This window comes from Mesorhizobium sp. WSM3866 (assembly GCF_002294795.1).
Lineage (GTDB): Bacteria > Pseudomonadota > Alphaproteobacteria > Rhizobiales > Rhizobiaceae > Mesorhizobium.
The window spans coordinates 36,202-58,443 of record NZ_NSGC01000019.1 but is presented as its reverse complement, the minus strand read 5'-3'; the positions used below and the strand labels follow the sequence as shown (position 1 = coordinate 58,443).

General features: G+C 65.0%; 19 protein-coding genes and 1 riboswitch. Of the genes, 10 read left to right on the top strand and 9 right to left on the bottom strand.

Going from position 1 to position 22,242, the window contains the following annotated elements; translation table 11 throughout:
• Positions 1–156 precede the first annotated feature (156 nt).
• Both CK222_RS28270 and CK222_RS28265 read left to right on the top strand, forming a co-directional pair.
• Positions 157–1,383 carry an anion transporter gene (locus CK222_RS28270; protein ID WP_095802587.1) on the top strand — a complete coding sequence of 409 codons (1,227 nt, stop codon included), beginning with the start codon at positions 157–159 and terminating at the stop codon, positions 1,381–1,383.
• A gap of 189 nt (positions 1,384–1,572) precedes the next feature.
• Positions 1,573–1,803, top strand: a complete 231-nt coding sequence (locus CK222_RS28265) for a hypothetical protein (protein ID WP_067325155.1) — start codon at positions 1,573–1,575, stop codon at positions 1,801–1,803.
• A gap of 166 nt (positions 1,804–1,969) precedes the next feature.
• On the opposite strand, the gene CK222_RS28260 is transcribed toward CK222_RS28265, so the two are convergent.
• Complete coding sequence (locus CK222_RS28260; RefSeq protein ID WP_095802586.1) at positions 1,970–3,028, bottom strand: aminopeptidase; 1,059 nt, start codon at positions 3,026–3,028, stop codon at positions 1,970–1,972.
• A gap of 500 nt (positions 3,029–3,528) precedes the next feature.
• On the opposite strand from CK222_RS28260, the gene CK222_RS28255 reads away from it, so the two are divergent.
• Positions 3,529–4,686 carry a sulfite oxidase gene (locus tag CK222_RS28255; protein WP_095802585.1) on the top strand — a complete coding sequence of 386 codons (1,158 nt, stop codon included), beginning with the start codon at positions 3,529–3,531 and terminating at the stop codon, positions 4,684–4,686.
• A gap of 136 nt (positions 4,687–4,822) precedes the next feature.
• Here the strand turns inward: CK222_RS28255 and cyoD are convergent, their stop codons facing one another.
• The 4 genes from cyoD to cyoA are packed head-to-tail and all read right to left on the bottom strand — an operon-like array spanning position 4,823 to position 8,881.
• The gene (cyoD, locus tag CK222_RS28250; RefSeq protein WP_066997081.1) at positions 4,823–5,233 is read right to left on the bottom strand and encodes a cytochrome o ubiquinol oxidase subunit IV; all 411 of its coding nucleotides are present in this window, start codon (positions 5,231–5,233) and stop codon (positions 4,823–4,825) included.
• Positions 5,230–5,919: a cytochrome (ubi)quinol oxidase subunit III gene (locus CK222_RS28245; RefSeq protein ID WP_095802584.1), complete on the bottom strand. Its 690-nt coding sequence runs from the start codon at positions 5,917–5,919 to the stop codon at positions 5,230–5,232. Before CK222_RS28245 ends, cyoD begins: the two co-directional genes overlap by 4 nt.
• Positions 5,916–7,919: a cytochrome o ubiquinol oxidase subunit I gene (gene cyoB / locus CK222_RS28240; protein WP_176477762.1), complete on the bottom strand. Its 2,004-nt coding sequence runs from the start codon at positions 7,917–7,919 to the stop codon at positions 5,916–5,918. The genes CK222_RS28245 and cyoB overlap by 4 nt, the downstream gene beginning before the upstream one ends.
• Positions 7,920–7,921: 2 nt before the next feature.
• Positions 7,922–8,881, bottom strand: a complete 960-nt coding sequence (cyoA, locus tag CK222_RS28235) for a ubiquinol oxidase subunit II (protein WP_095802582.1) — start codon at positions 8,879–8,881, stop codon at positions 7,922–7,924.
• A gap of 503 nt (positions 8,882–9,384) precedes the next feature.
• On the opposite strand from cyoA, the gene CK222_RS28230 reads away from it, so the two are divergent.
• From CK222_RS28230 to CK222_RS28220, 3 genes are all read left to right on the top strand, one after another.
• Positions 9,385–9,984, top strand: coding sequence for a LysE family transporter (locus CK222_RS28230; RefSeq protein WP_164763758.1), 600 nt, complete (start codon positions 9,385–9,387; stop codon positions 9,982–9,984).
• Between the two features lie 82 nt (positions 9,985–10,066).
• Positions 10,067–12,181: an ABC transporter ATP-binding protein/permease gene (locus tag CK222_RS28225; RefSeq protein WP_095802580.1), complete on the top strand. Its 2,115-nt coding sequence runs from the start codon at positions 10,067–10,069 to the stop codon at positions 12,179–12,181.
• A gap of 139 nt (positions 12,182–12,320) precedes the next feature.
• Positions 12,321–13,295 (top strand): nucleoside hydrolase, encoded by a 975-nt coding sequence (locus tag CK222_RS28220; RefSeq protein ID WP_095802579.1) that lies wholly within the window; start codon positions 12,321–12,323, stop codon positions 13,293–13,295.
• A gap of 30 nt (positions 13,296–13,325) precedes the next feature.
• Here CK222_RS28220 and CK222_RS32565 read toward each other — a convergent pair whose 3' ends face one another.
• Positions 13,326–13,469 (bottom strand): hypothetical protein, encoded by a 144-nt coding sequence (locus CK222_RS32565; RefSeq protein WP_156752689.1) that lies wholly within the window; start codon positions 13,467–13,469, stop codon positions 13,326–13,328.
• 531 nt (positions 13,470–14,000) lie between these two features.
• Between CK222_RS32565 and CK222_RS28215 the strand changes: the two genes are divergently transcribed.
• The 3 genes from CK222_RS28215 to CK222_RS28205 all read left to right on the top strand — a co-directional run bounded on the left by CK222_RS28215 (position 14,001) and on the right by CK222_RS28205 (position 16,804).
• A complete protein-coding gene (locus tag CK222_RS28215; RefSeq protein ID WP_095802578.1) occupies positions 14,001–14,726 on the top strand; it encodes a hypothetical protein in 726 nt (241 codons plus the stop codon).
• A 241-nt stretch (positions 14,727–14,967) separates the two neighbouring features.
• Positions 14,968–15,375 (top strand): DOPA 4,5-dioxygenase family protein, encoded by a 408-nt coding sequence (locus CK222_RS28210; protein WP_095802577.1) that lies wholly within the window; start codon positions 14,968–14,970, stop codon positions 15,373–15,375.
• Positions 15,376–15,455: 80 nt separating this feature from the next.
• Positions 15,456–15,647: riboswitch (cobalamin riboswitch) on the top strand.
• A gap of 89 nt (positions 15,648–15,736) precedes the next feature.
• Positions 15,737–16,804 carry a HoxN/HupN/NixA family nickel/cobalt transporter gene (locus tag CK222_RS28205; RefSeq protein WP_095802608.1) on the top strand — a complete coding sequence of 356 codons (1,068 nt, stop codon included), beginning with the start codon at positions 15,737–15,739 and terminating at the stop codon, positions 16,802–16,804.
• Positions 16,805–17,338: 534 nt separating this feature from the next.
• Here the strand turns inward: CK222_RS28205 and CK222_RS28200 are convergent.
• Positions 17,339–18,808, bottom strand: coding sequence for an HWE histidine kinase domain-containing protein (locus CK222_RS28200; RefSeq protein ID WP_210201950.1), 1,470 nt, complete (start codon positions 18,806–18,808; stop codon positions 17,339–17,341).
• Between the two features lie 316 nt (positions 18,809–19,124).
• Here CK222_RS28200 and CK222_RS28195 point away from each other — a divergent pair, with 316 nt between their 5' ends.
• Positions 19,125–19,628, top strand: coding sequence for a group 1 truncated hemoglobin (locus CK222_RS28195; protein ID WP_245433324.1), 504 nt, complete (start codon positions 19,125–19,127; stop codon positions 19,626–19,628).
• A gap of 40 nt (positions 19,629–19,668) precedes the next feature.
• On the opposite strand, the gene CK222_RS28190 is transcribed toward CK222_RS28195, so the two are convergent.
• Both CK222_RS28190 and CK222_RS28185 read right to left on the bottom strand, forming a co-directional pair.
• Positions 19,669–19,914: a MoaD/ThiS family protein gene (locus tag CK222_RS28190; protein ID WP_066997117.1), complete on the bottom strand. Its 246-nt coding sequence runs from the start codon at positions 19,912–19,914 to the stop codon at positions 19,669–19,671.
• 62 nt (positions 19,915–19,976) lie between these two features.
• Positions 19,977–22,241 carry a xanthine dehydrogenase family protein molybdopterin-binding subunit gene (locus CK222_RS28185; RefSeq protein ID WP_095802574.1) on the bottom strand — a complete coding sequence of 755 codons (2,265 nt, stop codon included), beginning with the start codon at positions 22,239–22,241 and terminating at the stop codon, positions 19,977–19,979.
• Between the last annotated feature and the right edge of the window lies 1 nt (position 22,242).

Sequence of the window (22,242 nt, the reverse complement as noted above, 5' to 3'; positions counted from 1 at the left end):
CATTACATTAGCGATCCGAGATATAAAAGGCCCGGACGGATGACGAAAGTTTCATCCCTCGACGCTTTCCCTTTGCGCTGCCGTTGCTAAAGCTCGTTTGGCAGAGCGCCCGAGCAGATTCCGCCGGGCGAGGGCAGGCAACGGGATCCTCCGGCAATGACATGGACCGGCGCGGGAGCGCTTTTCATCCTGGTAGCCACCTATGCCGGCGTTGCCGTCGGCCGTATTCCGGGCTTCAGGCTGGATCGCGCCGGCATCGCGCTGCTCGGTGGCGCCGCCATGATCGCCATCGGCGCGATCGGCATGGAGGATGCCTACCGCGCCATCAATTTCGACACGATCACGCTTCTGCTCGGCATGATGATCGTGGTCGCGCATCTGAAAGTGTCGGGCGCGTTCCGGGCGCTCGGCGGCTTCGCCATTGAGCATGCGCACGCGCCCTTCATGCTGCTCGTCATGGCGACGCTTCTGACCGGTGTGCTTTCGGCCTTTCTGGTCAATGACGCGATCTGCCTGGTGATGGCGCCGATCGTCGTCCACGTCACCCGCGTCATCCGGCGCAACCCGGTTCCCTACCTGATCGCCACCTGCACGGCCTCCAACTGCGGCAGCGTCGCCACCATCACCGGCAACCCGCAGAACATGGTGATCGGCGCGCTCTCGGGCATTTCCTATCCGGCCTTCACGGCGGCGCTCGCGCCGGTGGCGCTGTTCGGCCTTGTCGCCGTCATCGTCATTGTCCGCATCGTCTACCGCGGCGAATTCTCTCGCCCCGCCGAGCTCAGCCCCGAGGTCTATCGCGGCCGCATGCTGCCGGGACAGGTGCTGAAGGCGACCATCGTCTGCGTGGTGCTGGCGTTCGCCTTCTTCGCTGGCGTGCCCGTCGCCAAGGCGGCGCTCATTGCCGGCGCTTTCCTGCTCGTCACCCGCGCGATCAAGCCGCACCGCATCTACCGCGAGATCGACGGCCCGCTGCTCTTCATGTTCGCCGGACTGTTCGTGGTCGTGGCGGGCGCCGAGCGCACGCTGCTCACCCCCGACATGATCGCCGCGGCGAAGAATATGGGCCTCGACGATGTGTGGCGGCTCTCCGGCTTCACCGCGGTGCTTTCCAACGCCATGAGCAATGTGCCGGCGGTGCTGGCCCTGAGGCCGTTCATCCCGGGCCTCGAAAACCCCCATCGCGCGTGGCTGGTCGTGGCGATGAGCTCGACGCTCGCCGGCAATTTCACGCTGCTCGGCTCGGTCGCCAACCTCATCGTCGCTGAGCAGGCGAGGGCGGCGGGCAAGGAGCTGTCCTTCGCAGCTTTCTTCAAGGTTGGTTTGCCGCTGACGCTGTTGACGCTGGTCTTCGGCACGGCGTGGCTGGCGCTCACTTCGTAGCCGTTGGACGCCTTTTACGTTGGGGCGATCGCGTCGGCGTGGGCGATCACGCCGGAAAACGCCAAGCAACTGGCGGGGAGAATAGGGCAGGGTTCTGCTGAGAGGTGAGTGCGACAAGGACCCATGGAGCCTTGTTTTTGTTTTCAGGCCCGGTTAAGCCGCCGCGCAATCAACCGAAGGACGACACAAGTGAGCGAACCGACCGTGGCCGAAGCGACCGAAAGCATCTATGCCTCGATCCGCGCGGACAACGCCGACATCGATGCGCATATTGCGACGCTCAAGGCGGCGATGGCGCGGGAAGGGCTGAAACAGGCGGTGTTCGAGCCGGCCAAGCTGGCGCACAACAACCGCGCGGGCCGCAAGCTGATGCAGGCCTATTTCCGCCAGCGCGGCGTGACCGTGACGTTTTCGAGCTAGGGCCGCGCGCCGACCGGGCGCCGCTATTGCGACGAGGCTCCGCAAGGGGCTTTTTTGGGGCGTGGCGGCACCGCGCGGCTGCCTAAGGGCAATCGGCCGATGTGATTGGCTGCCCGAGTTGGCTTCGCTCATGTCGGTACGCGCGGCCGGCCCTTGCCTGTTCAGGTCAATCGCACGCCGCCACGCTCTTCAGCGCCTGGGCACGCGAAGGTCCGGGCAAATTCCCGATCCTTCGAACGGCAGCATAGAACCTTGGATAGTCGCCGGAGCACAAGTCGAACAGGCGAAGAAACGCCGGGACCTGTTCGCCATAGACGGCGGTCGCGGCGAGCTTTGCGTTGTTGATCGGGCTATCGAACCAGGGGTCATAGCCCCGGTATCCGGCCCAGCGCGTATCGCGCATGCGCCGGTAGCGCATCCGCAGCCTGTCGATCGTGGCTGCTTTGGCGGCGGCCATCTGCTGCGGGCTACGCGGACTTCCATAGACTTGCCGCAACTCGTCCCGGGTTTTCGCTATCAGTCCGAGAAAATCGGCGCTCCGCTTGCGATTGGCTTCGTAGCGGCGCAACCCGGCGCGATTGCCGGTGGCGCGGAGCCATTTCCTGACGCCGGTGGTTTCGACCGAAACCGCGAAAGCCTCGTTGAACGCGGAGTCGCCGTTCACATAGATTTTTTGATGCGCCAGCTCATGGAAGATGAGGCTTGCGAGATAGGTGTCGTCCTGGCGCAGCATGGTGCTGAGCAGCGGGTCGCTGAACCATCCGAGCGTGGAATATGCGGTGACGCCCGAGACGTAAACGTCCAGCCCCTGCCGCTGCAGTTCGGCAGCGCTTTCAGCCGCCGATTTCCGGGAAAAGTAACCCCGGTACGGAACGCAGCCGAAGACCGGAAAGCACCATGTTACGGGCGTGAGCGAGAATTGCGGCGCGGCAAAAACCGCCAAGGTCACAGCGTCCCGGCCGATGTCGACATAGCTGCTGTAACTGCTGTTTTCGGGCAGCGCCAGTTCATCCGTGGCAAAGCGGCGTATGGCGCTCGCCGACGTCAGCTTGACGCGCAATGCCTCCGGCGTTGCGGGGTCGCGGATCAGCTTGCCGACATTCTTGCGCGCCGCCATGATCTCAACATGGCCCTCCAGCGACTGCGCGTAATAGGAAATGCTGGTGCACCCGGCCACGCCGGCCGCCAGGATCGCCGCGGCAAGCAAGCGAAAAACGCGCCTCACAGCCTGCCCACCGCCTGTTCGTCTCCCCGTGGAGCAAGTGTCCCCATTTGACCCCGAGTCTCAAACAGGCCCGCCGATCTTCGTCAAGACCTGGTGGGACGTCACGGGTCGGACTTTGGCAGGATCGGCAACGCCTCAGAGCTGACATCGGTGCTGACCAGGTCCATGCCGCTCACGAGATGCAACGCACCAACAGTCGGCGGCATTCAAGCTTGGAGCACGATGCAGGTATCGAGTCCTGATGCGAAGATGCCAGCCCTTGGCCTCGCCACGACGACAGATAGGGCGTATAGTTGAAGACCGCCGGCTCGGACCTGACACGCCGGCGCATTGAGAGCGGGAGACGTCGCTTCAACTAGGGCGCACTTCCAACTCGGGGGGTGTTCCACGCGCTCTCATCATTGCCCGCCGCGTCCGGCTTCTGCTTTGCGCGATCGCGGTCGCTATTCGCATTTACTCACTAAAGGAGAACTGAGCTTTTCACTGGAGGAGAAGTGATCATGCATTACCTTCCCAGACGTGAATTCATGGTTCGAGGAGGGGCAACCCTCGTGGCGCTGGCGTCCTTTCAATCGCGGATTGCCTATGCTTTTCCAACCCGGGCCGGCGAGGAAGTCATCAAATGGCTCGATCAGCTGCCGCCAAACCCGGTTCCGCAAGTCATCAAAAATCAGTTGGTGTGGGAGGATCTCGATTCCTGGGTGACGCCCAACGACAAGTTCTTCTCAATCGCGCATTTCGACCGGCCGGTCATCGACGAAAGCACGTGGAAGCTCGAAATTGGCGGCTCCGTCAAAAAGCCGACAGCCCTGACGCTCGCCGACATCAAGGCTCGACCGCGCCAGGAAGTCACGTTCACGGTCGAATGTTCGGGCAATACTGGCCTACCGTTCTTCAATGGCGGGATTGGCAATGCTCGCTGGGCGGGCACGCCGCTCGCCCCGATCCTTATGGAGGTCGGGATCCTCGACAGTGGTATCGAGGTTGTCTTCTGGGGCACCGATAAAGGTGAAATCAAGCGAGCCGACGACGTCAAGTTCACGCAGAACTTTGCGCGCAGCATGTCGCTCGCCGACGCCTTGGACCCCAAAAACATCCTTTGCTACGAGATGAACGGCACTGCCTTGCCTGCCGATAACGGGTTCCCGCTGCGGCTGATTGCGCCGGGCTGGTACGGGATCGCGAACGTGAAATGGCTCAAGCGTATCGAAGTGAGGGACCAACGCTTCGTGAACCAGTTCATGGGACGCGATTATGTCACGCTGCGCGAGGAGGAGCACAACGGAGAGACGGTATGGATGGAAACCTCTGTCGGGCGGGCGCGTCTGAAGTCTGCGCCGGCCCGGGTCACTCATATCGGCAATGATTACCGGATCGTCGGAGCGGCCTGGGGCGCGCCGATCGAGCGGGTCGAGGTGAAGATCGATGACGGCCCATGGATGCCGGCGACCATCGATGAAACCGAAAAGGCGGACTTCGCCTGGAAGATATGGTCCGTCGACTGGCCCAAGCCCTCCGCCGGGGAGCACACAGTCACCTCGCGCGCCGTTAGCACTGGAGGGCAGGTCCAACCGGCAATGGACGATCCCGTCATCGCCAAGAAGCATACCTACTGGGAAAGCAACGGTCAGGTGACGCGACGCATCGGCATTCACTGACCAGCGGGAAGTCTATAAAACCCTCTCACATCGATGTGACCCCATGCTTTTGGCATGGGGTCATGACGTCGATCGGGCCGGCTGTGACGGTGGCGACCCACGCGGGAGAACGCCTCTGCCGGCGGGTTGAGCCGCCTTATGGCATCATCCTGGCCTGATGGGCGCTCATCGGAGGCATGTTCAGGTTGAGATGGGCCATGATCCAGACCGAGCCGATCACGACCAGCGCGACGATCAGCACGCCGAAGGCGAGCGCGAGCACGTTGTTGGTGTTGTCGGGCCCGGTGGTCAGGTGCAGGAAGAAGACCAGATGCACGCCCATCTGCGCGATCGCCAGCACCACCAGGGCCGAGATCACCGCCGGCTGGTAGATCAAGCCGGTCTGCGCGGCGAGGAAAGAGGCGATGGTCAGCAGGATCGCCAGGCCGAAGCCGAGCAGGTAGCCGGACAGCCCTCCCGCCAGTTCGTGCTCGGTGATGCGCTCCTCGCCCGGCGCCGAATCGCGGCGGTCGAGTTCCTCGTCGGTCCGGCTGTCGATGTCGCTCATGGCGACGCTCCCAAGAGATAGACCAGGGTGAAGATGGCGACCCAGATAATGTCGAGCGCGTGCCAGAACAGGCCGAAGCAGTGGAGCCGGCGCAGTATCTCCGGCCGGAAGCCCTTCACCCAGAGCTGCGCCATCATGGTGCCGAGCCAGAGCAGGCCGAGCCCGACATGGGTGCCGTGGCAGCCGACAAGGGCGAAGAAGGCTGACAGGAAGGCGCTGCGGGAAGGGCCTGCCTGCTCGCTCGCCATCACCGCGAATTCCTGCACCTCCAGGAACAGGAAGGCAGCGCCGAGCAGGCCGGTGACCAGAAGCCAGAACTGGGTGGCGGCCATCGACCGGCGCTGCGTCGCGAGCGTCGCCAGCCCCCCGGTGAAGCTCGATGTGAGCAGAAGCCCCGTTTGCGCCGCAACGCGCGGCAGCTCGAACAGCTCCTTGCCGGATGGCCCGCCGGCGGTCGCCGTCGACAGGACCGCATAAGCGGCGAAGAAAGCCGAGAACATGATGATGTCGGACAAGAGGAAGATCCAGAACCCGTAGGCCACCGTGACGAACTTCGAGGCCGGGCCGCCCTGGCCGTGGCCGGTCGCCGAGAGCAGGCCATGACCGTGTCCCCCATGGCCATGCCCGCCCGACCGTCCAACCCGGTAGGGATCGCGCGCCGCGCTGCCGGCCGTGATGTCGCTCATGCCACGCGCTCCCGTCTGCGCAGCCAGGCAAGCTGTGCGGCCCTGCCGTCGCTGTCTATGCGCTCGACTTCCTCCGCGGAGACTTCGTAGTCGCCGTGCTCTCGCCAGGCGAAGACGACGAAAGTGATATAGGCGCCGATGAAGCCTACGATCGCCAGCCACCAGATGTGCCAGATCAGGGCGAAGCCGATCAGCGTGCTGAAGAAGGCGGTGACGAAGCCGGTCGGGCTGTTGCGCGGCATTTCGATCGGCTCATAGCTTTCGTCCTCGCCGGGCCTTTGCTCCTCCATCGCCCGCTGCTTGATGGTCCAGTAGGGTTCCTCGTTCTCGACATGCGGCAGCCGCGCGTAGTTGAAGAAGGGCGGCGGGGAGGATGTCGACCATTCCAGCGAGCGGCCGTCCCAAGGGTCGCCCGTTTCGTCGCGCAATTCGTCGCGATGCCTGATCGAGACGACGAGCTGCGCGACCTGGCAGGTGGCGCCGACGATCATCACCGCAATGCCGAAGGCCGCCACGACCAGCCACGGCGTCCACAGGTCGATGTCGATATGCTGGAGACGGCGGGTCATGCCGAGCAGGCCGACGATATAGAGCGGCACGAAGACCAGCACGTAGCCGGCAAGGGTGAACCAGAACGCGGCCTTGCCCCAGCCCTCGTGCAGCCGGAAGCCGAAGGCTTTCGGGAACCAGTAGGTGAAGCCGGCGAAGGCGGCGAACAACACGCCCGAAATGATCACATTGTGGAAATGCGCCACCAGGAAGAGCGAATTGTGCAGCATGAAGTCGGCCGGCGGAACGGCGAGCAGCACGCCGGTCATGCCGCCGATGATGAAGGTGGTGACGAAGCCCAGCGCCCACAGCATCGGCGTGTCGAAGCGCACGCGCCCGCCATACATGGTGAAGAGCCAGTTGTAGATCTTGACCCCGGTGCCGACCGCGATGACCGAGGTGGCTATGCCGAAGGCGGCATTGACGTCGGCCCCGGCGCCCATGGTGAAGAAGTGGTGCAGCCAGACCATGAAGGAGACGATGCAGATGAACAGCGTCGCCGCGACCATCGACCGGTAGCCGAACAGCGGCTTCGATGAGAAGGTCGAGAAGATCTCGGAATAGATGCCGAAGGCGGGCAGCACCAGGATGTAGACCTCCGGATGGCCCCACGCCCAGATCAGGTTCATGAACATCATCTGGTTGCCGCCGGCTTCGTTGGTGAAGAAATGGAAGCCGAGGTAGCGGTCGAGCGTCAGCATGGCGAGCGTGGCGGTGAGGATCGGGAAGGCCGCGACGATCAGCAGGTTGGAGGCGAGCGATGTCCAGCAGAACATCGGCATGCGCAGATAGCCCATGCCCGGCGCGCGCATCTTGAGGATGGTGGTCGCCAGGTTGACGCCGGTGAGCAGCGTGCCGACGCCGGAGATCTGGATCGACCAGAGATAATAGTCGACGCCGACGCCCGGCGAGTAGGTCGTCTCCGACAGCGGCGCGTAGGGCAGCCAGCCGGTGCGGGCGAACTCGCCGACGACGAGCGAGATGTTGACCAGGAGCGCGCCGGTCGCCGTCAGCCAGAAACTCACCGAATTCAGCGTCGGAAAGGCGACGTCGCGGATGCCGAGCTGCAGCGGCACGACGAAGTTCATCAGCCCGATGACGAAGGGCATCGCGGCGAAGAAGATCATGATCGTGCCGTGGGCCGAAAAGACCTGGTCGTAATGCTCGGGCGGCAGGTAGCCTGGCCCGTGGATGGCGAGCACCTGCTGCGTGCGCATCATCACCGCATCGACGAAGCCGCGCAGCAGCATCAGCGCCGCCAGAACGATATACATGACGCCGATGCGCTTGTGGTCGACCGAAGTTATCCATTCGTCCCAGAGATAGGGCCAGTATCCTTTCACCGTGACCCAGATCAGCACCGCGGCGGCCGCCAGGAAGACGACGAGCGCGGCGCCCAGCGGGATGGGCTGATCGAAGGGAATGGCAGACCAGTCGAGCTTGCCGAGCATCGTCATCCTCCCGCTTTCGGCTGCGGCTGTTGGGCAGGCGCCGGCGTCCCGGCCTTGGGCTGGGCCTTGGGGCTTACCTGCGGCTCGCCGGCGGCGGTTTCGGCGGGACCCGGACCGGGCGGCAGCGTCTGGCGCACGATCGCGTCGAACAGGCCGTCCTGCACGACGCCGAACGAGGCCGGCGGCACGTTGATGCTCTGCCTGGCAAGCTCGCCATAGGCGCGGGCGTTGAGCACGCCGCCGGCGCCATGCAGCGAAGAGGCCCAGCGCGCAAACTCGTCGGGCGGGACCGCGCGCACGCGGAAATTCATGTCGGAGAAGCCATCGCCGCTGAAATGCGCCGACAGGCCGAGATAGTCGCCCTCGCGGTCGGCCTGCAGGTTGAGCTCGGTCTGCATGCCGTTCATGACATAGATCATGCTGCCGAGCTGCGGCACAAAGAAGGTGTTCATCACGCTGGCCGAGGTCAGCTTGAAACGAACGGGAACGCCGGCCGGGATGACCAGCTGGTTGACCGTTCCGACGCCCTGGTCGGGGTAGAGGAACAGCCATTTCCAGTCGAGCGCCACCACCTGGATGTCGAGCGGCGGCTGGCTGGAGGCGATCGGCCGGCGCGGGTCGAGATGGTAGGATCCGTAATAGATCAGCCCGCCGAGGAAGAGGATGGTGAGCGTCGGGATCGACCAGACGATCAGCTCGATGCGGCCCGAATAGGTGAATTCCGGCTCGTAGCGCGCGTTGCGGTTGGAGGCACGCAACATCCAGGCAAACAAAAGCAGCGCCACCAGCGTCGGAATGACGATGACCAGCATGACCGCCAGCGAGTTGAGCAGGATCGTGCGGTTGCCCGCGCCGATCGGGCCCTGCGGGTCGAGCACCCCGCCCGCGCAGCCGGAGAGCGTTGCGATCAGGCCTATCCAGAGCGGCGAGCGGCCTCGCCTCGGTCTAGGGAAGGAAAGCACTGGAACGGATCATGCTTGGCGCGAACGGATCGGCGGGACGTCTTGACTGTGGGCGGCGCGTCGTCGGCGCCGCTGGGCCGCGGCACGGCCGGAAACAGACTTCGCGGCCAGTCCGGCTGGGCCGTGATCCTTCAAAAGCTCGCGCCTGCGAGGGTCGCGTTCTGCGGCAGCTTTCATCTGAAGTCTCCCCGTGTGCAGAGGCACTTCCGCCATATACCGTACGACTGCTGAACACGGCTGCCAACCCAAGCAGTTGCCGCCTGTTCCGCAAAGGCGGTGTTTTGCCCGATGGCTGGACGGGCCGCGGAAGACATAGGGCGCGGCTCCTGCCTGACCAGACGCCGTCTCGGCATGCTCGCGCTCGCCGATCGCCCGCCAGGATGGTGACAAGGCGTGCGGCGCGTGCATTGTACTGCGCAGGGAATTGCAGCCGACCTGCGGAGGAAGTATTGTCCGAGATTGCAACCATCCTTTCCATCCTTGGCGTTTTCCTGCTGGGGGCGATGAGCCCGGGGCCGAGCTTCGTCGTCGTCTCGCGTATCGCGGTCGCCGGCGAGCGCAGTGACGGCCTAGCGGCGGCGATCGGCATGGGCATCGGCGGCTTCATCTTCGCCATCATCGCGGTCGCGGGCCTGACCGCGCTGCTCGTCCAGGTCGCCTGGCTGGACATTTTCCTGCGCGTCGCCGGCGGCGCCTATCTGCTGTGGATCGGCATAAAGATCTGGCGCGGCGCCAATCAGCCGATCGAGATCGCGAACGATGCCTCGGCGCGCGCCGGCTCGTTCTGGCGGGCGCTGCGGCGCGCGCTTCTGGTCCAGCTCGCCAATCCGAAGACGGCGATCTTCTACGCCTCGATGTTCGCGGCCATGCTGCCGGCCTCGCCGCCGCTCTGGATGCTCTTGGTCCTGCCGCCGCTGCTCTTCCTCAACGAATTCGTCTGGTACGCGGTCGTCGCCTTCGCCTTTTCCTCCAGCCGGCCGCGCGCGGCCTATCTCGGCACCAAGCACTGGATCGACCGCGCCGCCGGCGCCGTGGTCGGCGCGCTCGGGATCAAGCTGATGTGGGAAGGCATGGCCGCCGCGCGGCGGGGTTTTGCCGGGTGAGGTGAGGTCGAGGCCCGAGCGGGCAGGCAACATCTCTCGCCGAGATCGTGAAACCTTCTGATTTTTGAGCCGTTGTCGGCTGATGTCTGAAGCAAAGCTCAAGCCAAGATCGGCCGACGGCGCCCAGCCGCGCGGTGCCGGGAAGTCGCGCCCCGCAAAGACGGGCGCAGCGAAGGCACCCCCGGGCAAGACGCGGCCGGAAAAGTCGCCGCCGGAAAGCTTGCATCCGGAAAGACCCCGCGAAGAGAAGTCGCAACCGAAGCAATCGCCCGAGCACGAGGAGCCGGCGGAAGCCACGCCGGAGGCCGTCGGCGAACCGGCGCCGCCGCCGCCGGAATCCGTCGAGCCCGGTCCGAAGCTGACGCCCGAGGAGGCCGAGCAGGCGCGCAGGAAGTACCTGTTTAGGCGGTTCTGGATCAGCGGGCGCGGCTACTGGGGCCGGAATGGCGACAAGCTCGCATGGCCGTTTACGATTGGGCTGCTGGTGCTGATCTGCGTCAATGTCGGCTTCCAGTATGGCATCAATGTCTGGAACCGCGCCTTCTTCGACGCCATCGAGCAGCGCAATGTCCACACCGTCTATATGCTGAGCGCCGTCTTCGTGCCGCTGGTTGCCGGAAGCGCCAGCCTCGTCGTCGTTCAGGTCTACCTGCGTATGACGATCCAGCGCCGCTGGCGCTCCTGGCTCACCACATCTGTCATCGCGCGCTGGCTGGCCAGCGGCCGCTACTATCAGCTCAACCTCGTCGCCGGCGACCACTCGAACCCCGAAGCCCGTCTCACCGAAGATCTGCGCATCGCCACCGAGTCCCCCGTCGATTTCATCTCCGGCGTTCTCAACGCCTTCCTGGCGGCCTCGACCTTCATCGTCGTGCTGTGGACCATCGGCGGCGCGCTCACCTTGCCGCTCGGCCGCGAGAGCATCACCATCCCCGGCTTCCTCGTCGTCACCGCGGTCATCTATGCCGCCATCACCTCGACCTCGATGGTGGTCATCGGCCGCCATTTCGTGCAGCTTTCGGAGCGCAAGAACCAGGCGGAAGCCGAATTCCGCTACACGCTGACACGCGTGCGCGAGAACGGCGAGAGCATCGCGCTTCTCGGCGGCGAGGCGGAGGAGCGCAGCGGCATCGACAGGAATTTCGGCCATGTGCTGAGGCAATGGGCGCTGCTGACCGGACAGCACATGCGCACCGCGATTGTCTCGCAAGGGTCGATGCTGTTCGCGCCGGTGGTGCCGGTGCTGCTCTGCGCGCCGAAATTCCTCGAAGGCTCGATGTCGCTCGGCCAGGTCATGCAGGCGGCCTCCGCCTTTGCCATCGTGCAAGGCGCGTTCGGCTGGCTGGTCGACAATTATCCGCGCCTGGCCGATTGGAACGCCTCGGCGCGCCGCGTCGCTTCGCTGATGATGTCGCTCGACGGGCTGGAGCGCGCCGAAGAGAGCGAGTCCTTTGGGCGCATCCGGCGCGGCGAGACGCAAAACGGCGCCATGCTCAGCCTGGACGATCTCTCCGTCACCCTCAACGACGGCACCGGCGTGGTCAAGGAGACGAAGGTCGAGATCAACCCGGGCGAGCGGGTGCTGGTCGCCGGCGAATCCGGCACCGGCAAGTCGACGCTGGTGCGGGCCGTCGCGGGCCTGTGGCCCTGGGGCGGCGGCAGCGTCAATTTCCATGCCGGCAAGCGGCTGTTCATGTTGCCGCAACGCCCCTACATCCCGACCGGCACGCTGCGGCGCGCGGTCGCCTATCCGGCCGCCGCCGACAACTGGACGGTGGACGAGATCGACGCCGCCCTCGACAAGGTCGGCCTCGGCTACCTGCGGGACAGGATCGAGGAAGAGGCGCCGTGGGACCAGACACTCTCCGGCGGCGAAAAGCAGCGCCTCGCCTTCGCGCGCCTGCTGCTGCACGAGCCAGACATCGTCGTGCTGGACGAGGCGACCTCGGCGCTGGACGAGAAGAGCCAGGACAAGATGATGCAGACGGTGATCCAGGCATTGCCGAAGGTCACCGTCATCAGCGTCGCCCACCGCGCGGAGCTGGAAGCCTTCCATAGCCGCAAGATCACGCTGGAGCGCCGCGAGGGCGGCGCGAAACTGGTCAGCGATGTGGAGCTGGCGCCGCGCAAGGGCAAGCGCAACGTGTTCGCGCGGGCGCTGTGGGGGAGCGGGGCGAGACGAGGCCAGGCCCGCTGAGGCGGCATTAAGGCAAGGGCGGCAAGAGCGTCCCGAGATGGTGATCGGACCGCAGGGGTCGCACTTCCGCCAGGCGGCAACCTTGACGTCACCAGAGGCCCCGGTCTGTAATCGCCGCAGGCCAGGGAGAGGCGACCCCATGGAAAAGATTATCCTCGACTGCGATCCGGGGCACGACGATGCCATCGCCATCCTGCTTGCGGCCGGCAACCCGAACATCGACCTTCTCGGCATCACCACGGTTTCGGGCAACCACAATGTCGAGAACACCACGCGCAACGCGCTCTCCGTATGCACGGCCTACGGCATAAAGGTGCCGGTGGCGAAGGGCTCTCCCGGGCCGCTGATCATCGACCAGGTGCTGGCCGTCGAGATCCACGGCGAGACCGGGCTCGATGGCCCGGAGCTGCCGCCCGCCTCGTTCGAGCTCGACAAGCGCCATGCCGTCGACTTCATCATCGAGACGGTCATGGCGCATGAGCCGAAAACCGTCACGCTGGTGCCGGTCGGGCCCTACACCAACATCGCTCTAGCCGTGCGCAAGGAGCCGCGCATCGTCGAGCGGGTGAAGCGGGTCGTCGCGATGGGCGGAAGTTTCACGCGCGGCAACATCACGCCCGCGGCCGAGTTCAACGTCTATGCCGACCCGGAGGCCGCAGACGTGGTGTTCCGCGCCGCTTGGGACGTCACCATGGTGGGGCTCGACCTCACGCACCAGGCCTTGGCCACCCCCGACCTGCAGGACAGGGTGCGCGCTGTCGGCGGCCCGATCGCCAAATTCATTCTCGATATCTGGGAGTTCATCGCGACCACGCATGGCGGCCTGCTGCAGATAGCCCATCCCGCCGTCCATGACGCCTGCTGCGTGGCGGCGATGATCGATGCAGGCGTCTTCACCACCGAGAAGGCCGATATCCGCGTCGAGCTTGCCGGACGGTGGACCAGGGGCATGACGGTCTGCAATTTCGAGAAGCTGGGCGGCATGCGCCATTTCGGCGGCACGGCGAGCGAGCAGGTCGATTTCCGCCATACCGTGGCGATGAAGCTCGACCATGCGAAATTCTGCGACCTGATCGTCGATGCGCTCGAGCGCCTCACCAGTCAAAAGGCGTGAGGCGCTCCAGGGGCAAGGCCTAGCCGGCCCTCACAGCAGGAACGATTGCCTGTCGCGCAATGTGGCGCTGATGGCGGCGATGCCGGTCTCGATCTCGCGCTTGTTGGCCAGGATCGCATCGCCGGCCGCACCCTCGACCATCGATCGCAACAGGTCGGCCTGGCCGACCAGCACCGCGTCCTTGTCGGCCAGCGCGACGAGCGTTGCGGCTTCGAGCCGGTAGCGCGGGCGCCTTGCCGCCCTGGGCGACTCTCAAGCCTCCAGGCCCGCGCACGCCAGGAAGTGGGGGAGAATTGGCCCGGCGAAGGCGAGACGGCCATTTCGACGAGAGCCCGGCGTCGGCATCAGCAACCGGCGCTGGCACGGTGGTGTCCTTGTTCTGTTGCATTTTAGTTGAAACTAATTTGAAAGTTACCCGTTAGCAGCGCGTAGGCGAGCTCAAACTTGCTCTGCTGTCGACAGCTAAGTTGAAAGGAGAAGTCCTAAGCCTTTTTCAGTGCTTGGCGTTGCCGAGACCGCTTTTCTATCATTCGTCTTTCGAGCGGCCTCCAGCCGCGCCGGTCACCGCCGAGGCCGATGCCTGGCAAGGCGAGAAGTCGCCATCGCTCGGCACGCGTTCGCGCGACGAAGGCTTCGCAGACCGCTGTCGAGCGGAACGCTCGATGAGGAGCCACACAAGGTTGGCCTTGGAACAAAGGTCCGGCCATGAAAAAATACCTAGCAGCCGCGCTGGCGATCGCCATCCCGATCGGGCCTGCCTCGGCGCTTGACGTCGGCGTGGGCGGCAAGGTCGGCGGCATCGGCGTGGGCGCCGGATTGGGCGCCGGTTCGCAAGGCGTGTCGGCGGGCGTGGGCGCCAGTGCCGACGGTGTCGGCGGCGCAAACGTCGGCGCATCGACCGGCGGCGGATCGCTCGGCGTCAATGCCGGCGGCAATCTGGGCAGCACCAGCACAGGCGTGTCGACAAGCGTGGGCGCCGCCGCCGCGGGCGACGATCCTTCCGCCGTCAGCGGATCGGCTGCCTCTGCGCAGAACCCGGCCGCGGTGCCGACAGCCCCTGCTTTGGCCAAAAGCGCGACGCAGACCATTGTGCTGCCTCCAGTGCTGAGGCCCTCCAGATCCGCCGGCGGCGACCTCCGGCGGGTCACCAAAGGCTATCGCATCGCGCCGCTGTCACCTCCGAAGGCGATACCCGGCACGCCGGCCGCCGTAGTGCGCGCCTGTCGCGCCGCGATCGCGGCGGCCGCCAAGCCCCTCGGCGCCGTGCGTGTTTACACGGTCAGCGCCGGCCCCTTGCGTCAACGCCGAAGCGGGCTCAACGCGCCGATCGAGGTGCGCATAGACTATGACGGGCGAGGCGGCATCGAAGTGAGGCAGGCGAAAGTCGGCTGTCGCCTAAATGCGAAGGGCGCGGTCACCGCGGTGATTTAGAGGCAAAGGCACAACGGCCGTTGCCATCCTTCCTGCCGGTTGCAACCTCGGCGGTTGGCATTTCCCCGCCCCACAAGGTGGGGAAGAGGTGGCTCGGCGCAGCCGAGACGGAGCGGGGGAGCGCCATATCCGATAACCCTGCCGACCGCAGGCGCGGACCTCAGCCGGCTGCAGACAAGGCGCCCGCGCTTCGGCTAGAGTTCCGCCGGGCGCAAAAAAATCGTCGAAGGGGAGCATCGCGATGAACGAAGTCAGGCCGATCGCCGAGATCGCCAGCTATCACGCCCATATCTACTACGGCGGGGAGGCCGAGCGGCAGCATGCCGAATGGCTGCGCCAGCGCATCGCAGAGCGCTTCCGCGTGCGCCTGGGCAACTGGCGCGACGAGCCGGTCGGCCCGCACCAGCAAGCCATGTACCAGGTCTCCTTCGCCACCGAGATCTTTGCCACGCTGGTTCCCTGGCTGATGCTGAACCACGGCGGCCTGAGCATCCTCATCCATCCCAACACCACCAACCCCAAGCGCGACCACCTTATCGACCCGATCTGGATCGGCCGGGCACTGCCGGTGAAGGGCGACGTGCTTGGCGAGGAGGACGAGGCAGAGGAAGCGCTGGAGGTGAATACCGAGCCGACGCTGGGGGTGTGAGGGGGGCGCGGCGATCTCGTCACGATGGCGTGAGAGGCGGCTGGCCGTCGGAGTTGTTGATTGACTGGCCAACCGCGGTGTGGCGAATTCGCGCCGATGGTTCCCTTCGGGGATCAAAAGGGAACGCGGTGCGGAGAAATCCAAAGCCGTGGCTGCCCCCGCAACTGTAAGCGGCATGCCGGTTTCACGATGCCACTGGCTGCATGGGCCGGGAAGGCGAAAGCGGCGGCAATCCGCGAGCCAGGAGACCTGCCATCATGGACGTCAAAGCAGAACATCGGACGGGGTGATCCGGTGTGCGCGCCTGGCCGGACGGCGGGGCGAGTTCCCTGCGATGACAGGCAACGTCAAAGGCAGAACCATGCTGATCCAACTATCGAAAATGCTGAACAAAAGCGCGCCGGACCTGAAGGCCAGGCTGATTACAATCTACAGCGCACTCGCCATTCTCAACGTCGGGGCGTGGCTGTGGGCTTTCGTCGCCTTCCACGACAAGCCGACATTGCTTGGCGTCGCTCTCGTCATTTATGGCCTGGGCTTGCGCCACGCCGTCGACGCCGACCACATAGCGGCCATCGACAACGTCACGCGCAAGCTGATGCAGAACGGCAAACGGCCGGTCTCCGTCGGCTTCTTTTTCGCACTCGGCCATTCGACGATCGTCGTCATCGTCGCTGCGGCTATCGCGGCAGCAACGTCCCTGCTCGGCCGCTTCCAGAGCTTTCAGGAGATTGGCGGCACGATCAGTACCGGCGTTTCCGCACTCTTCCTGCTCGCCATCGCGGCGATGAACATCGTCATCTTCTTCTCGATCTACAGAAGCTATCGGCGGGTGCGGGCCGGTGGGGCGTTTGTCGAGGAGGATCTGGACCTGCTGCTCAACAATCGCGGCTTCCTGGCCCGCGTCTTCCGCCCGATGTTCCGGCTGGTGTCGCGCAGCTGGCACATGTTCCCACTTGGTTTCCTCTTCGGCCTTGGCTTCGACACCGCGACCGAAGTCGCCATGTTCGGCGTGTCCGCGGCACAAGCGGCCAAGGGCGTGCCGTTCGAGGCCATTCTGGTCTTCCCGGTGCTTTTCGCGGCCGGTATGTCACTGGTCGACACGACCGATGGTGTGATGATGCTCGGCGCCTATGAGTGGGCCTTCGTCAAGCCGATCCGCAAACTGTACTACAACATGACGATCACCCTGGTGTCGGTCCTTGTCGCAGTACTGATCGGCGGCATCGAGGCGCTCGGCCTGATCGGTGACAAGCTCGGTCTGTCGGGCGGCTTCTGGAACGGCGTCGGCACGCTCAACGACAATTTCAACAATCTGGGCTTCGCCATTATGGGCATCTTCATCGCCGCCTGGGCGATCTCCTATGTCGTCTACAAGGCCAAGGGGCTAGACGATGTGGAGATCGGATCCGCAGCAAAGAATTCATAAGCCGCCGGCGGCGGCTGGCTGCAGCAGGCCAGCCGCATCTCTCTGCCATCAGACGCCGGCGGGCTGCCAGCCTGCCGCCTTGAATGCCTCGGCATCGGGAAGCCGATGACGGCAAAGGTCGATCGCCGCCCCGTCAGCGGTGCTCGGCTTGACATTCTTGTTCCCATTTTGTTCACTGTTGGCAGACAGCGACAGGAGATCGCCGGCCCGTGCGCACGCGCTTCAAAGGCATGCTGAGGAGCCGTAGCCCAAGCCTTTGGAAGTGTGACGGAATTCTGCGCTTGGATAAGCCAGGGGTTAAGGCCTGGGATAAGCCCCATAATCCATAAGCCAGAATCCAGAGTCCAAATATCCAGAGTCCAGAACAGAAAAGCTGGCGCTTTTCTGTTCTAAAAAAGCGGGGAAGGGGAAAGCAAAAATGGGAGCAGCGCAAGCCATTCGGCGTACGGCGCTACGGCGAGGGCTCGGCGGCGCCAGCGAGCTTCCGACGTGGCGGCGAGCCGCCCTGTTCGGTCTCCCAGGATGCAACCGGCCTCACGTCAGCCCGGCGATCTGCTCATCGCCGTCCAGCTCCGCCCCGCCGGCGACGACCACGTTGGCGAGCGGCGCCGAGAGCGTCCAGCGAACGAGGCCGGGCAGCCGTTCCATGGAGGCGCTGCCGGAGAGGCTGGTGGGGACGACGCGCTGGAGAACGACGCTGCCGAAGCCTTTATGCGGGTTGGCATCGGCGGCCGCGGGAGGTTCGGAAAAATGTTCCTCCCAGACCAGCTCGAAATCGCTGCCTTCGGGGGCCGGTGCTACCCGCCAGTCCATCCGCACGGTTCCGGCGTCGCCGGCTAGGGCGCCGTATTTCGTCGCGTTGGTGCCCAGCTCATGCAGCGCCATGCCGATGTTCTGCACCGCGTTCAGCCGCAACGTCACGTCCGGCCCGCAAGGCGAGATTCGCTCTTCGTGTGCGAACGGCCGCAGATGTTCGCGCACAAGGTCGGCCATGCCTGCGCCGCGCCAGTCGTTGAGCACCAAGAGGTCGTGCGAGCGCGACAGCGCCATGATGCGTTCGCGGATCTGGTGTTCGAATGCGCGCGGGTCGGTCGCGCGCTTGCTCGTCTCGCGGATCATCGAAAGGATCACGGCGTACTGGTTTTTGACGCGGTGGTTCACCTCGCGCATCAGAAGCTGGATCTGCTGTTCGCTCGCCCGTTTTTCGGTGATGTCGGCCGCCATGCCGAACCATTCCAGGATGCTGCCGGTGTCATCGACGATGGGGATTGCCCGTGAGGTGGTCCAGCCGGCGGACCCGTCGGCGCGCCGCACCCTGTGCTCGAGCTCGAACACGCCGCGCTCCATGATGGCGCGCTCGATCGCCGCCTGGATGCTCGCCTGGTCTTCCGGGAACAGGTATTCGTCGCGCCAGCGGATCGCCGGCCCCTGGGCGCTCGACAGGAAGCCGCGGCCGTCCAGCTCATGCATTTCCTGCCAGTCCGGGCTCATCCGGTAAACCACGTCGGAGCTGGCATTGACCAGCGCGCGAAACCGCTGCTCGCTTTCGCGCACCTTTGCTGCCGCCAGCACCCGGGCCGTGGTCTCCGAAACGATGCAGAGCACGGCTTCGACCGTGCCGTCCTGCGCCCGCACTGCGGAATAGGAGATGTCGAAATAGACCGTCTCGCCGACCAGGCCGGATCGTTCGATGTAGAAAGGCCGGTCCCTGGCCGAGAAGGTTTCGCCGGTTTCGAGAACTCCGCGCAGCAGCGGCTCGAGGTCGGTCCAGAGCTCGGACCAGTTTTCCTCGGCGGGACGGCCGAGCGCGCGCGGATGCTTGTCGCCAATGGTCGGCGCGTAGGCGTCATTGTAGAGCGCGACAAACTCCGGCCCGCAGAAAAGCACGATCTGGGCTTCGGCGGCGAGCATCAGGTCGACCGTCGTCCTCAGGCTGAGCGTCCATGTCTCGATCGGCCCGAGCGGGCTTTCCGACCAGGGATATTCGCGAATGAATCGCGCCATCTCGCCGTTTCCGCGAGGCCACGATTCACGGAAGAGCCCGTCAGCCATAGGCGCATTAACGCGCGACGCCGTTTATGTATCCGTCTCCGTCACGCAAAATTTTAGCCATCGTGAATAGACCCCAGGCTGCCGGTCCGCCGGAGGAATATTTCGGGCGCAGTTTCGTTAGTTCCTCATACGATGCCGTTTGAGGCAAAGTGCATATGTCCCGCAATCACGCATTGAAGCCGCCAGAGCGGCCGGCTCTGGCCCAACGGAGGTACCGGAGATGAAAACGGCTGTTTCGACCTCTCTTTCGAGACGAAGCGTCGTCGCCGTGCTGGCGGTGGCGGCCGCGTCGACCGCCATATTGCCCGCCGGCGATGCGCTGGCGCAGACCAAGCAGACCGCGCCGGACAAGAGTCTATACGATCGGTTGGGAGGCGTGTTCGCCATCGCAGCCGTGGTCGATCACTTCAGCGACGCCGTCGTGAAAAACCCCATCGTCGGCAAGAAGTCCAAGAACCCGCAACTGCGCAAATGGCACACCAAGAACCTCGAACGGCTGCCGGGCCTCAAGTTCATGCGTACGCTGTGGGTGTGCGATGTTTCCGGCGGCCCCTTCAAGTTCGTGGCCACCAAGCCGGGCGCGACGCCGCTCGGCCTCGAGGAGGCCCACAAGGACCTGAAGATTTCTCCCGCCGAATTCGACGAGGTCGCAGCGGAACTCGGGCGGACGCTCGACCGCTTCAAGGTTCCGAAAGCCGAAAAGACCGAGGTCCTGGAAGCCTTTGCCGCGCAGAAGGATGAGGTCACTGCCGGCTCTGTCAAAAAGGGGTGAGGCTCAGCGCGAATCCGGCGAAGGCGGTCCGCCGCTCCGCCTATCCACCCGCCAGCCGCGGCAGCAGGAAAATCTCCGCCCCCGGCGGCAGTTCCTTCGACCACGTGTCGCGATAGATCGTCCCGTCGATCGCGACCGCGATGCCGCGATCGAGCAGGGGTTCGAACGCGGGATGCTGTTCCGCAAGCTTGCGGAACAGCTCCCTGATGTCCTTGGCCTCGATGTCGAGCTTGTCCTTGCCTCCGGCGGCGGCGCTGAGCGAGCCCCAGAGCGTGACTTGGACCATTATCGCCTGATCCTCATTGGACCGTGACGTGAGCTGAAAACCGCTTCGCGCTTTTCAGCATGCTAGCCTTCCCGTTCGGCCTCGAGCGCTGCAAGAATCCGCGGCGGCGACATCGGGATGTGGCTCATGCGCACGCCCACCGCGTTCGACACCGCGTTGGCGATCGCCGCCAGCGGCGGCACGATCGAGGTCTCGCCGACGCCGCGCACCCCGTAGGGGTGGTTGGGGTTGGGGATTTCGAGGATCTGCGTGTCGATCATCGGCAGGTCGGAGCACACCGGGATGCGGTAGTCGAGGAAGCCCGGGTTCTGCAGGCGGCCGTCCTTGCCGTAGATATACTCCTCGTTGAGCGCCCAGCCGATGCCTTGCGCGGCACCGCCCTGGTACTGGCCCTCGACATAGGTCGGGTGCACGGCCTTGCCGGCATCCTGCACCACCGTGTAGCGGATCACCCTGGTCGAGCCGGTCTCGGGATCGACCTCGACGTCGCAGATATGGGTGGCGAAGGAGACGCCGGCGCCGTCGGCGACGAGCTCGCTATGGCCGGCGATCGGCCCGCCGGTCTTGCCGGACTGTGCGGCGATCTCCTTCACCGACAGCTTGCCGAGATTGCCGTGCTTCTCGCCCTTGGCGACCGCGTGGCCTTTTTCCCAGGCAACGTCGTCGACCGAGATGTCCCACATCTGCGCGGCGCGCTCGCGCAGCACCTTGATGGCGTTGCGGGCGGCCGAGATGGTCGCCATCGAGGAGGAGAAGGTGCCGCGGCTGCCGTCGGTCATGTCGTTGTAACCGAGGCTGGAAGTGTCGGCGACGATCGCCTTCACCTGGCTGTAGTCGATGCCGAGCTCTTCCGCCGCCACCAGCGACAGCGACGCGCGCGAACCGCCGACGTCGACCGTGCCGACGGCGAGCGACACCGTGCCGTCCATGCCGATGTTCAAGTCGGTGCAGGTCTGGCCGCCGAAGTTGAACCAGAAGCCGCAGGCCATGCCGCGGCCCTGGTTCTGAGCCAGCGGCGCGCGCATATGCGGGTGCTCCTTGACCGCCTCGAGCGTCGGTCCGATGCCGATCGGGCCGTAGACCGGGCCGTAGGAGGCGCGGGTGCCTTCCTGCGCCGCATTCTTGATGCGGAACTCGACTGGGTCGATACCGATCTTCTTGGCGAGCTCGTCGACAGCGCTTTCCACCGCGAACGCCGCCATCGGCGCCGAAGGCGCGCGATAGGCCGCGGTCTTGGGCCGGTTGACCAGCACCTCGTAGCCGACGGTCTTGACGTTCTCCAGCTTGTAGCAGGCGAATGCCGTCATGGCCCCGATCTCCGCCCACATGCCGGCATAGGGGCCGCAGGTGTAGCGCAGCGTCGCTTCGGCGGCGGTGATGGTGCCGTCCTTCTTCGCGCCGATCTTGACGTCGATCGAGGTGGCGCTGGTTGGCCCCGAGGCGCGGAACACTTCGTCGCGGGTCATCACCAGCTTCACCGGGCGGCCGGCCTTGCGCGACAGGGCCAGCGCCACCGGCTCGGCCCAGACATGGGTCTTGCCGCCGAAGCCGCCGCCGATCTCGGAAGAGGTGACGCGCAGCTTCGAGACTTCGAGGCCGAGCAGCTGGGCGCAATGCTGGCGATAGACGAAATGGCCTTGCGTGCAGACCCAGAGATCGGCCGTGCCGTCGGGATTGACGCTCGCCACGCAGGCATGCGGCTCGATATAGCCCTGATGCGTCTGCTCGGTCTTGAAGGAGCGCTCGACGACGAAATCGGCCTGGGCAAAACCCTGGTGGACGTCGCCATGGCCGTATTGCGTGCGCTTGGAGACGTTGGACGGCTTGACCGGCTTTTCCTCCAGCCCTTCGGTGAAGATGGCATCGTTGATGAGCGGGGCGTGGTGCTGCATCGCCTCGTCGACGTCGGCCACATGCGGCAGCACCTCATAGTCGACCTCGATCAGCTTCAGCGCCTGCCTGGCGGTGCGGGCATCGATCGCCGCCACCGCGGCCACGGCATGGCCGTCATAGAGCGCCTTCTTGCGCGCCATGCAATTGTCGAGGGTGTCGAACATGCCGGCATCGCCATCGGTCAGGTCCGGCAGGTCTTTCGCCGTGATCACCGCCTTCACGCCGGCGAGCTTTTCGGCTTTCGAGGTGTCGATCTTCTTGATGATCGCGTGGGCGTGCGGGCTGCGAAGCACACGGCCGACCAGCTGCCCGGCCATGTTGAAGTCGGCGCCGTAGCGGGCGCGTCCCGTCACCTTGTCGACGCCGTCGGGGCGGAGGGGGCGCGTGCCGACAGATGAGAAGCTGCGTCCCGAGTAGCGCGGATCGAAATTCATC

What these genes read in the sequence shown, in the direction of transcription:
- cyoB (WP_176477762.1), bottom strand. Translation starts at nt 7,919, where the DNA reads ATGCTCGGCAAGCTCGACTGGTCTGCCATTCCCTTCGATCAGCCCATC.
- CK222_RS28270 (WP_095802587.1), top strand. Translation starts at nt 157, where the DNA reads ATGACATGGACCGGCGCGGGAGCGCTTTTCATCCTGGTAGCCACCTAT.
- CK222_RS28210 (WP_095802577.1), top strand. Translation starts at nt 14,968, where the DNA reads ATGAACGAAGTCAGGCCGATCGCCGAGATCGCCAGCTATCACGCCCAT.
- CK222_RS28200 (WP_210201950.1), bottom strand. Translation starts at nt 18,808, where the DNA reads ATGGCGCGATTCATTCGCGAATATCCCTGGTCGGAAAGCCCGCTCGGG.
- cyoD (WP_066997081.1), bottom strand. Translation starts at nt 5,233, where the DNA reads ATGAGCGACATCGACAGCCGGACCGACGAGGAACTCGACCGCCGCGAT.
- CK222_RS28255 (WP_095802585.1), top strand. Translation starts at nt 3,529, where the DNA reads ATGCATTACCTTCCCAGACGTGAATTCATGGTTCGAGGAGGGGCAACC.
- CK222_RS28205 (WP_095802608.1), top strand. Translation starts at nt 15,737, where the DNA reads ATGCTGATCCAACTATCGAAAATGCTGAACAAAAGCGCGCCGGACCTG.
- CK222_RS28225 (WP_095802580.1), top strand. Translation starts at nt 10,067, where the DNA reads ATGTCTGAAGCAAAGCTCAAGCCAAGATCGGCCGACGGCGCCCAGCCG.
- CK222_RS28245 (WP_095802584.1), bottom strand. Translation starts at nt 5,919, where the DNA reads ATGAGCGACATCACGGCCGGCAGCGCGGCGCGCGATCCCTACCGGGTT.
- CK222_RS28215 (WP_095802578.1), top strand. Translation starts at nt 14,001, where the DNA reads ATGAAAAAATACCTAGCAGCCGCGCTGGCGATCGCCATCCCGATCGGG.
- CK222_RS28190 (WP_066997117.1), bottom strand. Translation starts at nt 19,914, where the DNA reads ATGGTCCAAGTCACGCTCTGGGGCTCGCTCAGCGCCGCCGCCGGAGGC.
- CK222_RS28220 (WP_095802579.1), top strand. Translation starts at nt 12,321, where the DNA reads ATGGAAAAGATTATCCTCGACTGCGATCCGGGGCACGACGATGCCATC.
- CK222_RS28185 (WP_095802574.1), bottom strand. Translation starts at nt 22,241, where the DNA reads ATGAATTTCGATCCGCGCTACTCGGGACGCAGCTTCTCATCTGTCGGC.
- CK222_RS28230 (WP_164763758.1), top strand. Translation starts at nt 9,385, where the DNA reads ATGAGCCCGGGGCCGAGCTTCGTCGTCGTCTCGCGTATCGCGGTCGCC.